10 protein-coding genes are annotated in these 11,371 nt (G+C 69.1%); 8 read left to right on the forward strand and 2 right to left on the reverse strand.

Annotated features, from left to right (window positions below):
* Positions 1–213: 213 nt before the first annotated feature.
* From rpsO to AB0G74_RS07120, 5 genes are all read left to right on the forward strand, one after another.
* A complete protein-coding gene (rpsO, locus tag AB0G74_RS07100) occupies positions 214–504 on the forward strand; it encodes a 30S ribosomal protein S15 (RefSeq protein WP_323370980.1) in 291 nt (96 codons plus the stop codon).
* 437 nt (positions 505–941) lie between these two features.
* Entirely contained in the window at positions 942–3,167 is a 2,226-nt protein-coding gene (locus AB0G74_RS07105) for a polyribonucleotide nucleotidyltransferase (protein WP_361141541.1), read from the forward strand.
* The gene (locus tag AB0G74_RS07110) at positions 3,164–4,543 is read left to right on the forward strand and encodes a pitrilysin family protein (protein WP_361141543.1); all 1,380 of its coding nucleotides are present in this window, start codon (positions 3,164–3,166) and stop codon (positions 4,541–4,543) included. The genes AB0G74_RS07105 and AB0G74_RS07110 overlap by 4 nt, the downstream gene beginning before the upstream one ends.
* A gap of 48 nt (positions 4,544–4,591) precedes the next feature.
* Positions 4,592–5,344: a 4-hydroxy-tetrahydrodipicolinate reductase gene (dapB, locus tag AB0G74_RS07115; protein ID WP_361141545.1), complete on the forward strand. Its 753-nt coding sequence runs from the start codon at positions 4,592–4,594 to the stop codon at positions 5,342–5,344.
* 19 nt (positions 5,345–5,363) lie between these two features.
* Positions 5,364–5,807, forward strand: a complete 444-nt coding sequence (locus AB0G74_RS07120) for a hypothetical protein (RefSeq protein ID WP_361141547.1) — start codon at positions 5,364–5,366, stop codon at positions 5,805–5,807.
* Between the two features lie 183 nt (positions 5,808–5,990).
* Here AB0G74_RS07120 and AB0G74_RS07125 read toward each other — a convergent pair whose 3' ends face one another.
* A complete protein-coding gene (locus AB0G74_RS07125) occupies positions 5,991–6,554 on the reverse strand; it encodes a hypothetical protein (RefSeq protein ID WP_361141548.1) in 564 nt (187 codons plus the stop codon).
* 99 nt (positions 6,555–6,653) lie between these two features.
* A complete protein-coding gene (locus tag AB0G74_RS07130) occupies positions 6,654–6,926 on the reverse strand; it encodes a hypothetical protein (protein WP_361141550.1) in 273 nt (90 codons plus the stop codon).
* A gap of 175 nt (positions 6,927–7,101) precedes the next feature.
* Between AB0G74_RS07130 and thyX the strand changes: the two genes are divergently transcribed.
* The 3 genes from thyX to AB0G74_RS07145 all read left to right on the forward strand — a co-directional run bounded on the left by thyX (position 7,102) and on the right by AB0G74_RS07145 (position 10,799).
* Positions 7,102–7,842 (forward strand): FAD-dependent thymidylate synthase, encoded by a 741-nt coding sequence (gene thyX / locus AB0G74_RS07135; protein WP_361141551.1) that lies wholly within the window; start codon positions 7,102–7,104, stop codon positions 7,840–7,842.
* A gap of 240 nt (positions 7,843–8,082) precedes the next feature.
* Positions 8,083–8,982, forward strand: coding sequence for a 4-hydroxy-tetrahydrodipicolinate synthase (gene dapA, locus AB0G74_RS07140; protein WP_361141553.1), 900 nt, complete (start codon positions 8,083–8,085; stop codon positions 8,980–8,982).
* Positions 8,983–9,113: 131 nt separating this feature from the next.
* A complete protein-coding gene (locus tag AB0G74_RS07145) occupies positions 9,114–10,799 on the forward strand; it encodes a ribonuclease J (RefSeq protein WP_361141555.1) in 1,686 nt (561 codons plus the stop codon).
* Positions 10,800–11,371 lie beyond the last annotated feature (572 nt).

Below are 11,371 nucleotides of genomic sequence, written 5' to 3' on the forward strand. Positions count from 1 at the left end.
CGGCCGGGGCCCGGCGCCGGTCCGGCCGAGGAGACTGGTACTCTGGCTGACGGCCGTTTGTGTACGCCCGCCCGGAGTCCCCGGAGCCCTCACGGGCCCCAGCGGGGAGCTGGGCGCAGCGCTCATCGGACCCTCGCCCCCGAGTCACGGAAGTCCCCCTGAGAAAACGCCAGGGGCACTCGCGGGCGCTTCGAATCATCTGAGGAGTACCGAGTGTCTCTCGACGCCGCCACGAAGAAGCAGATCATGGCCGACTTCGGCACCAAGGAGGGCGACACCGGCTCCCCCGAGGTCCAGGTCGCGATGCTCTCCCGCCGGATCTCGGACCTGACCGAGCACCTCAAGACCCACAAGCACGACCACCACTCCCGTCGTGGTCTGCTGATCCTCGTCGGCCAGCGCCGCCGGCTGCTGCAGTACCTGGCCAAGAAGGACATCCAGCGCTTCCGTACGCTGGTCGACCGCCTCGGCATCCGCCGTGGTGCGGCCGGCGGCGCCAAGTAAGACACCGTGAAGGGGAGCGGTTCCCGCGAGACGGGACCGCTCCCCTTCGCTTTTTGCCGTCCTTTTACCGACCTGCGGTATGCATATGCGGTACGTACCGGTTCTTTCGCCGGACGTGCCGCCGTACGTGCCCGCTGTACGTGCGCGACATACCGCCCGGCATTTAGTCTGGTCGCACCGGCCCGGACCGCGCGACCGGTGACGGCGCACGACAACCGTCCGGGCGGCACGAAGAGCTGCGGCAGACGCGGCAACGAACACAGCAGGAGAGGCCGACTCGCCGCCGCCGGTCCTCGGTAGTGGCTCCCGGGAGACTCGAACCCCGGAAGCTTCGATCGAAGACCGGCCCAGTACGAGGGCTTCTCCGCCCGTCCCCCGCCACACGGGCAGGGGACGTAAAGACGCAAACGTAACGCAACGTAACGGAGAACACGCTAGTGGAGAACGAGACCCACTACGCCGAGGCCGTCATCGACAACGGCTCCTTCGGCACCCGCACCATCCGCTTCGAGACCGGTCGCCTGGCCCGCCAGGCCGCCGGCTCCGCCGTGGCCTACCTGGACGACGACACCATGGTGCTGTCGGCCACCACCGCCTCGAAGAAGCCCAAGGACCAGCTCGACTTCTTCCCTCTCACGGTCGACGTCGAGGAGCGGCAGTACGCCGCCGGCAAGATCCCCGGCTCCTTCTTCCGCCGTGAGGGCCGTCCCTCCGAGGACGCCATCCTCACCTGCCGGCTGATCGACCGGCCGCTCCGCCCCTCCTTCAAGAAGGGCCTGCGCAACGAGATCCAGATCGTCGAGACGATCATGGCGCTCAACCCCGACCACCTCTACGACGTGGTCGCGATCAACGCCGCCTCCTGCTCCACGCAGCTGGCCGGTCTGCCCTTCTCCGGCCCGATCGGCGGCACCCGTGTCGCGCTGATCAAGGGCCAGTGGGTCGCCTTCCCGACCCACACCGAGCTGGAGGACGCCGTCTTCGACATGGTCGTCGCCGGCCGGGTCCTGGACGACGGCGACGTCGCGATCATGATGGTCGAGGCCGAGGCCACCACGAAGACCGTCGAGATGGTCAAGGCCGGTGCCGAGGCGCCGACCGAGGAGATCGTCGCCGCCGGTCTGGAAGCCGCGAAGCCCTTCATCAAGGTGCTCTGCAAGGCCCAGTCCGACCTCGCCGCCAAGGCCGCCAAGCCCGAGGGCGAGTTCCCGGTCTTCCTGGACTACCAGGACGACGTGTACGAGGCCCTGGCCTCCGCCGTCAAGGGCGAGCTGGCCCAGGCGCTCACCATCGCGGGCAAGCAGGACCGCGAGACCGAGCTGGACCGGGTCAAGGAGCTGGCCGCCGAGAAGCTCCTCCCGGCCTTCGAGGGCCGCGAGAAGGAGATCTCCGCCGCCTACCGCTCCCTGACCAAGAACCTGGTCCGCGAGCGCGTGATCAAGGACAAGGTCCGGATCGACGGCCGCGGTGTCACCGACATCCGTACCCTCGCCGCCGAGGTCGAGGCGATCCCGCGGGTCCACGGCTCCGCCCTGTTCGAGCGCGGCGAGACCCAGATCCTGGGCGTCACGACCCTGAACATGCTCCGGATGGAGCAGCAGCTGGACACCCTCTCCCCGGTGACCCGCAAGCGTTACATGCACAACTACAACTTCCCGCCGTACTCCGTCGGCGAGACGGGCCGCGTCGGCTCCCCGAAGCGCCGCGAGATCGGCCACGGCGCGCTCGCCGAGCGCGCGATCGTGCCGGTGCTCCCGACCCGCGAGGAGTTCCCGTACGCGATCCGTCAGGTCTCCGAGGCCCTCGGCTCCAACGGCTCCACCTCCATGGGCTCGGTCTGCGCCTCCACCATGTCGCTGCTGAACGCCGGTGTGCCCCTGAAGGCCCCGGTCGCCGGTATCGCCATGGGTCTGATCTCCCAGGAGATCGACGGCCAGACGCACTACGTCACCCTCACCGACATCCTCGGTGCGGAGGACGCCTTCGGCGACATGGACTTCAAGGTCGCCGGTACGAAGGAGTTCGTCACCGCCCTCCAGCTCGACACCAAGCTGGACGGCATCCCCGCCTCCGTCCTGGCCGCGGCCCTCAAGCAGGCCCGTGACGCCCGGCTCCACATCCTCGACGTGATGATGGAGGCGATCGACACCCCGGACGAGATGTCCCCGAACGCCCCGCGGATCATCACCGTCAAGATCCCCGTGGACAAGATCGGCGAGGTCATCGGCCCCAAGGGCAAGATGATCAACCAGATCCAGGAGGACACCGGCGCCGAGATCACCATCGAGGACGACGGCACGATCTACATCGGTGCCGCCGACGGCCCGGCCGCCGAGGCCGCCCGCGCCACCATCAACGGCATCGCCAACCCGACGATGCCCGAGGTCGGCGAGCGCTACCTGGGCACGGTCGTCAAGACCACCACCTTCGGTGCCTTCGTCTCCCTGCTGCCCGGCAAGGACGGACTGCTGCACATCTCGCAGATCCGCAAGCTGGCCGGCGGCAAGCGCGTCGAGAACGTCGAGGACGTCCTCGGCGTCGGCGCCAAGGTCCAGGTCGAGATCGCCGAGATCGACTCCCGCGGCAAGCTCTCCCTCATCCCCGTGATCGAGGGCGAGGACGGCGACGACGCGGCGGACCAGAAGGACGACGCTGCCAAGTGACGTCGCGCGGCTTCAAGGCGACGGCCCGCACCTCCTCGGAGGCGCGGGCCGTCGCCCGTACCCAAACACTTCTCAAGGGCACCGACGGCATCGGCACGGTCCGGCGCACCACCCTCCCGGGCGGACTGCGGATCGTCACCGAAACCCTGCCGTCGGTACGCTCCGCCACCTTCGGGATCTGGGCCCACGTCGGCTCCCGTGACGAGACCCCGGCGCTCAACGGCGCCACGCACTATCTGGAGCACCTCCTCTTCAAGGGCACCGCGCGCCGGTCCGCCCTCGACATCTCCGCCGCGATCGACGCGGTCGGCGGCGAGATGAACGCCTTCACGGCGAAGGAGTACACCTGCTACTACGCGCGGGTCCTCGACACCGATCTGCCGCTCGCCATCGACGTCGTCTGCGACATGCTCACCGGATCGCTGATCGAACAGGAGGACGTCGACGCCGAGCGCGGCGTGATCCTGGAGGAGATCGCGATGACGGAGGACGACCCGGGCGACTGCGTCCACGACCTCTTCGCGCAGACCATGTTCGGCGACACCCCGCTCGGCCGGCCCGTGCTCGGCACGGTCGACACCGTCAACGGGCTCGCCGCCGACCGGATCCGCCGCTTCTACAAGAAGCACTACGACCCCACCCACCTGGTCGTCGCCGCCGCGGGCAACGTCGACCACGCCACCGTCGTACGCCAGGTCCGCCGGGCCTTCGAGAAGGCCGGCGCCCTCACCCGTACCGACGCGGTGCCGCTCGCCCCGCGCGACGGCCACCGGACGATCCGCACCGCGGGCCGGGTCGAACTGCTCGGCCGGAAGACGGAGCAGGCCCATGTCGTCCTCGGCATGCCGGGACTGGCCAGGACCGACGACCGCCGCTGGGCCCTCGGCGTGCTGAACACCGCCCTCGGCGGCGGCATGTCCTCCCGGCTCTTCCAGGAGGTCCGGGAGAAGAGGGGCCTCGCCTACAGCGTGTACTCGTACACCTCGGGCTTCGCCGACTGCGGACTCTTCGGCGTCTACGCGGGCTGCCGCCCGGCCCAGGTCCACGACGTCCTCAAGATCTGCCGGGACGAACTGGACCGGGTCGCCACCGAGGGCCTCGCGGACGACGAGATCGGCCGCGCCGTCGGCCAGCTCTCCGGCTCCACCGTCCTCGGCCTGGAGGACACCGGCGCGCTGATGAACCGGATCGGCAAGAGCGAACTGTGCTGGGGCACCCAGATGTCCGTGGACGAGATGCTGGCCCGGATAGCCGCCGTCACCCCCGACGAGGTCCGCTCCGTCGCCGCCGACGTCCTGGGACAGCGGCCGTCGCTGGCGGTCATCGGCCCCCTCAAGGACCGCCAGGCCGACCGGCTCCACGAAGCGGTCTCCTAAGCTGGGGCCCGACGATCTGAGAAACGCCTCCCGGAGGAACAGAGACTGATGAGCAAGTTGCGCGTGGCTGTCATCGGGGCCAAGGGCCGGATCGGCTCCGAGGCGGTACGTGCCGTGGCGGCGGCCGACGACCTGGAACTGGTCGCCGCCCTCGGCCGGGGCGACCGGCTGGAGACCCTGGTCGAGACCGAGGCCCAGGTGGTGGTCGAGCTGACCACCCCCGCCTCCGTCATGGGCAATCTCGACTTCTGCGTCCGCCACGGCATCCACGCCGTGGTCGGCACCACCGGGTGGACCGAGGACCGGCTCGCCCAGCTGGGCACCGGCCTCGCCGCGTCCCCGGAGACGGGCGTCCTGATCGCCCCGAACTTCTCCATCGGCGCGGTCCTCACCATGAAGTTCGCGCAGGCGGCGGCCCGCTGGTTCGAGTCGGCCGAGGTGGTCGAGCTGCACCACCCGAACAAGGCGGACGCTCCCAGCGGCACCGCCACCCGGACCGCCCAGCTGATCGCCGCCGCGCGGGCCGAGGCCGGTCTCGGACCCCAGCCCGACGCCACCGTCACGGCCCTGGACGGCGCCCGGGGCGCGGACGTCGACGGAGTGCCCGTACACGCCGTACGGCTCCGCGGCCTCCTCGCCCACCAGGAAGTACTGCTCGGCGGCGAGGGCGAGACCCTCACCATCCGGCACGACTCCCTGCACCACAGCAGCTTCATGCCGGGAATCCTGCTCGGCGTCCGCCGGATCGGCTCCGTACCGGGGCTCACCGTCGGCCTCGAACACTTCCTCGACCTCGACTGAACCGGCACCACCGATCGACATGCGCGCGAAAATCACCTACTTCGTCACGGCCGCCGTCCTGGTCCTCTACTTCTTCCTGGTCGGCAGCCGGGGCGTGCTCCTCATCCAGCGGGGCACCCTGCTCACCGTCACCTTCGGGGTGGCCGTACTGATCCTGCCCGTCATCGGCGTCTGGTTCCTCTGGAAGAACACCCGCTTCGTCACCCGGGCCAACGCCCTCGCCGCCGAACTGGACGCCGAGGGCGGACTGCCGGTCGACGATCTGGCCCGTACCCCGGCCGGCCGGATCGACCGGGACGCCGCGGACGAGGTCTTCGCCCTGCGCCGGGCCGAGACCGAGGACTCCCCGGACGACTGGCGGTGCTGGTTCCGGCTGGCGATCGCCTATCACGACGCCCGGGACACCCCGCGGGCCCGCCGGGCGATGCAGCGGGCCATCGCGCTCCATGAGGGCAAGGCGTAGCACACCCGCCCAGGACCCGACCCGATTCGGGCCCGGACGGACGACGGCATGAGAAACCGCGCCGGACCATCATGGTCCGGCGCGGTTTCGGTACGTCCTACGGGTACGGCCCCGGGCCCATGAGCCGCGGCCCCTCCCGGGCCCGCGTCGAGCGGGTTTCCCCGTACGGTCCGGCGGCTTGGCTCAGTGCGTCCGCCCGTACTCCGACGCCCAGGCTTCCACGGTGTCGGCCGCGCGCTCGAAGGCGGTCTCCCGGGAGAGGAAGTCCGCGTTGTGGTCGGTGATCAGCTCCACCGGCTCGTCCCGGCCGGACCGGCTCAGCTGGAGCGCCTGTCCCTGGACGGTCCGCGGCAGGCCCAGCCAGCGCACCGGCCGCTGGACCGTCTGTACCCGGGTCACCCGGGACCAGGCGAGGGTCGAGGTGCCGAAGAAGCCGACCCGGCGCAGCCCGTGGCGGCTCACCCAGACACCCGCCCGCAGCAGCCGCAGCGAGAGGGCGATGATCACCAGTCCGAGGGCGAGACAGACGCCCGCCCCGGACATCGCGCCCGCCGCGGCGATGATCATGGCCGCGATCATCACGAACGAGGCGAGCAGCAGGAGCAGCGCCGCCGCCCCCACCCGCCAGGGGCCGGGCCGGTACGGCCGCCGCCACTGGTCGTGGTCGTCGAAGGGCAGCGCGATGTCATCCGCGTCCGCCGCCCGGGCGTCGGACGCGCGGTCGGCCGTCAGAAAGGTCAGGGGCACGGCTGTTCTCCACTCACCAGCACACTCGAATTGTGGGGGCTGTGACGGGTGAGGCTACCGAGGTGCCCCGGGACCGACCACCCCCGGGGGCCGTGCGGGTCACCGCCGTTCGGCGGCCTCGCCCTGTGACACGCTGCCGCGCTCGGCGTCCCGGGCGGCCCCGGACTCCATCGCCGGGAGACCGAACAGCAGGGCGCCGGCCAGACCGCCGACGATGGTCAGCCCGATCAGCGTACGACCCGCGAGCTGGGAGACCGAGGGACGTTCGCGTGGCGGGGGAGTGACGTTACTGCGGAACCGTTCGGCATCGGCCTCGGCCTCGGCGGCCCGGGCGACGAAGGAGAACGGGACGGCTTCCCGCCGGCGGAACATCGGATCACGCTCCTCGGATCAACGACTGTGATTGCTGTTACCCAGAGAGACGAACAGAACGGTGATTCGGTGCCGGATCCGGGTGAATCGGTCCGGAAATCCTCCCCGGGTGGTCGGCGGAGGGTGGTCTAAGGTGGGTGCCGCCCCCACCCCGCCCGAGGAAGGAACCTCTCAGGTGCCCGATCTGCCGGCCGATGCCGCGACCCCCACATTCCGCGGTGATGTCACCGTCGAGCTCGTCAAGCACTCCGCAGCAGACTCCGACGTGCTGTGGGCGGCCCGGGTGTCGACGGCCGGTGAGCAGTCCCTGGACGAGCTGACGAAGGACCCGGAGCGGTCCAAGGGGCTCATCAACTATCTGATGCGCGACCGGCACGGCAGCCCGTTCGAGCACAACTCGATGACCTTCTTCATCAGCGCCCCGATCCTGGTCTTCCGGGAGTTCATGCGCCACCGGGTGGGCTGGTCGTACAACGAGGAGTCCGGCCGCTACCGGGAGCTGGCCCCCGTCTTCTACGTGCCCGGCCAGGACCGGAAGCTGGTCCAGGAGGGCCGACCCGGCAAGTACGTCTTCATCGACGGCAGCCCCGAGCAGCACAAGGTCGTCTCCGAGGCGATGGAGGACTCCTACCGCCGGTCGTACGAGACCTACCAGGAGATGCTCGCGGCCGGGATCGCCCGCGAGGTCGCCCGTTCGGTCCTGCCGGTGGGTCTGTTCTCCTCGATGTACGCCACCTGCAACGCCCGCTCCCTGATGCACTTCCTCGGCCTGCGCACCCAGCACGAACGGGCCGCGGTGCCGTCCTTCCCGCAGCGCGAGATCGAGATGGTCGGCGAGCGCATGGAGGAGCACTGGGCCCGGCTGATGCCGCTGACGTACGCGGCCTTCAACGCCAATGGGCGCGTAGCGCCCTGATCCCGCCCACCCGAGAGTGGCCGGACCGTCCCCCGGTCGGACCACCGAGCGGTACAGATGTACGGATTATCCGGGTGGAATGTCCGCATTGCGGGCTTTCGTAAACTTCATCTAGGCTGATCAAACGGACCCGGCACTGCTTGAACCCCCGAGCAGGCAGTGCCGGGCTCCGCATGCCACGTCCTACGTCACGTCCCCTCAGGGGCCACACCGCACTGAGCAGCGAGTAGCGTGTTACCCATGGCTCCCATCCCCACTCCGCAGACCCCCTTCGGGCGGGTCCTCACCGCCATGGTCACGCCGTTCACCCCGGACGGCGCACTCGACGTCGACGGCGCCCAGCGCCTGGCGGCCCATCTGGTGGACGCCGGTAACGACGGTCTGATCATCAACGGCACCACCGGCGAGTCGCCCACCACCAGCGACGCGGAGAAAGACCGGCTCGTACGGGCCGTACGGGAAGCCGTCGGGGACCGAGCCTTCGTGGTCGCCGGAGTCGGCACCAACGACACCCGCCACAGCGTCGAACTGGCCCGCGCCGCCGAACGCGCCGGCGCCCACGGCCTCCTCGCCGTCACGCCGTACTACAACAAGCCCCCGCAGGAGGGTTTGTTCCGGCACTTCTCGGCGATCGCCGACGCCACCGAACTGCCCGTGATGCTCTACGACATCCCCGGCCGCAGCGGTGTCCCCATCGACACCGAGACCATCGTCCGGCTCTCCGCGCACCCCCGGATCGTCGCCAACAAGGACGCCAAGGGCGACCTGGGCCGGGCCAGCTGGGCCATCGCCCGCTCCGGACTCGCCTGGTACTCCGGCGACGACATGCTCAACCTCCCCCTGCTCTCGGTCGGAGCCGTCGGCTTCGTCTCCGTCGTCGGCCATGTGGTCACCCCGGAGCTGCGCGCCCTGCTCGACGCCCATCTCAACGGCGACGTCCAGAAGGCCACCGAGATCCACCAGCGGCTGCTCCCGGTCTTCACCGGCATGTTCCGCACCCAGGGCGTGATCACCACCAAGGCCGCCCTCACCCTCCAGGGCCTGCCCGCCGGGCCCCTCCGACTTCCCCTGGTCGAGCTGACCCCCGAAGAGACCGCACAGCTGAAGGCGGACCTCACGGCCGGCGGCGTCCAGCTCTGAACCCGGACACGGCACGACCCGACAACCGAATACGCGCCACCAACTGAATACGTACGACACAGCACGTGCACGAATGTCATGTACGCCGCGCCTCCGAACCGGAGGCGGGGGTGCATGGTGAGGAGAGTCTTTTGAGTCATCCGCATCCAGAACTCGGTCCCCCGCCGAAGCTCCCGAAGGGCGGCCTCCGGGTCACCCCGCTCGGCGGCCTCGGTGAGATCGGCCGGAACATGACGGTCTTCGAATTCGACGGCCGACTGCTCATCGTCGACTGCGGCGTCCTCTTCCCCGAGGAGGAGCAGCCCGGTGTCGACCTCATCCTGCCCGACTTCACCACGATCCGGGACCGCCTCGACGACATCGAGGGCATCGTGCTCACGCACGGCCACGAGGACCACATCGGCGGCGTCCCCTATCTGCTCCGTCTGAAGCCGGACATCCCGCTGATCGGTTCCAAGCTCACCCTCGCCCTGATCGAGGCCAAGCTCCAGGAACACCGGATCCGCCCCTACACCCTGGAGGTGGCCGAGGGGCACCGCGAGCGGATCGGCCCCTTCGACTGCGAGTTCGTCGCCGTCAACCACTCCATCCCGGACGCGCTGGCCGTCGCCATCCGCACCCCCGCGGGCATGGTCGTCCACACCGGCGACTTCAAGATGGACCAGCTTCCGCTCGACCGGCGGCTGACCGATCTGCACGCCTTCGCCCGGCTGAGCGAGGAGGGCATCGACCTTCTGCTCTCGGACTCCACGAACGCCGAGGTACCCGGCTTCGTCCCGCCCGAGCGCGATATCTCCAATGTGCTGCGGCAGGTCTTCGCCAATGCCCAGAAGCGGATCATCGTCGCCAGCTTCGCCAGCCATGTGCACCGGATCCAGCAGATCCTGGACGCGGCGCACGAGTACGGCAGGCGGGTCGCCTTCGTCGGGCGCTCCATGGTCCGCAATATGGGCATCGCCCGCGACCTGGGCTATCTGCGGGTCCCGCCCGGGCTCGTGGTCGACGTCAAGACCCTCGACGACCTGCCGGACCACGAGGTCGTGCTGGTCTGCACCGGCTCCCAGGGCGAGCCGATGGCGGCCCTCTCCCGGATGGCCAACCGCGACCACCAGATCCGGATCGTCCAGGGCGACACCGTCATCCTGGCGTCGTCCCTGATCCCGGGGAACGAGAACGCGGTCTACCGGGTGATCAACGGCCTGACCCGCTGGGGCGCCAATGTCGTCCACAAGGGCAATGCCAAGGTCCATGTCTCGGGTCACGCCTCGGCGGGCGAGCTGCTGTACTTCTACAACATCTGCCGCCCCCGGAATCTGATGCCGGTCCACGGCGAATGGCGTCATCTGCGGGCCAACGCCGAGCTGGGCGCGCTGACCGGTGTGCCCAAGGACCACATCGTGATCGCCGAGGACGGTGTGGTGGTCGACCTGGTCGACGGCCGCGCCAGGATCGTCGGCAAGGTCCAGGCCGGCTATGTCTATGTCGACGGCCTCTCGGTCGGCGATGTCACGGAGTCGTCCCTCAAGGACCGCCGGATCCTCGGCGACGAGGGCTTCATCTCGGTCTTCGTGGTGGTGGACTCGACGACCGGCAAGGTCGTCGGCGGCCCGCACGTCCAGGCTCGCGGCTCCGGTATCGACGACTCGGTCTTCAGCGCCGTGATCCCCAGGATCGAGGAGGCGATCGCCAAGTCCGCCTCGGACGGCGTCGCCGAGCCGCACCAGCTCCAGCAGCTGGTCCGCCGGACCGTCGGCCGCTGGGTCTCCGACACCTACCGTCGTCGCCCGATGATCCTTCCGGTGGTCGTCGAGGTCTGACGCCCGGACCGGCTCCGACCGTCTGACGTCGTGCTTCATGGAGCGGGGCGCCCCGATTTGCATCCGGGCGCCCCGCTCCAGTACGTTTACGGCTCCGCCCGAGCGGGAAACCCGGTTGACCAAGTCGATCAGGACCCTCCCGAAGGGCCGGAAAATCCGACTCAGAATCTCTGATAAAGTCGGAATCGCCGAAAGGCAAAAGCGAGAAGGCTTCTCCAGTCGGTCGCCTGATCGGAATCCAAGTCCGGAAACGGAATGGGAAAACGGTCTGGTAAGGTTGGAAACGCAAGACCGAAGGGAAAAGCCCGGAGGGCCTGGTGAAAAGGGCCTGAAGGAAGCGTCCGTTCCTTGAGAACTCAACAGCGTGCCAAAAATCAACGCCAGATTAGTTGATACCCCGTTCCCGGCCCTTGCGGGTTGGGGATGAGGTTCCTTTGAAGAAACACATACAGCGAGGACGCTGTGAACCGCCCGGACTATTCCTCCGGACGGTTCCGCTCTCGTGATGTGTCGACCCGATTACGGGTAAACATTCACGGAGAGTTTGATCCTGGCTCAGGACGAACGCTGGC

Source organism: Streptomyces sp. NPDC020875 (genome assembly GCF_040641415.1).
Lineage (GTDB): Bacteria > Actinomycetota > Actinomycetes > Streptomycetales > Streptomycetaceae > Streptomyces.

Coding starts and splice junctions, on each gene's coding strand:
- AB0G74_RS07120 (WP_361141547.1), top strand. CDS start 5,364: ATGCGCGCGAAAATCACCTACTTCGTCACGGCCGCCGTCCTGGTCCTC.
- AB0G74_RS07130 (WP_361141550.1), bottom strand. CDS start 6,926: ATGTTCCGCCGGCGGGAAGCCGTCCCGTTCTCCTTCGTCGCCCGGGCC.
- dapA (WP_361141553.1), top strand. CDS start 8,083: ATGGCTCCCATCCCCACTCCGCAGACCCCCTTCGGGCGGGTCCTCACC.
- dapB (WP_361141545.1), top strand. CDS start 4,592: ATGAGCAAGTTGCGCGTGGCTGTCATCGGGGCCAAGGGCCGGATCGGC.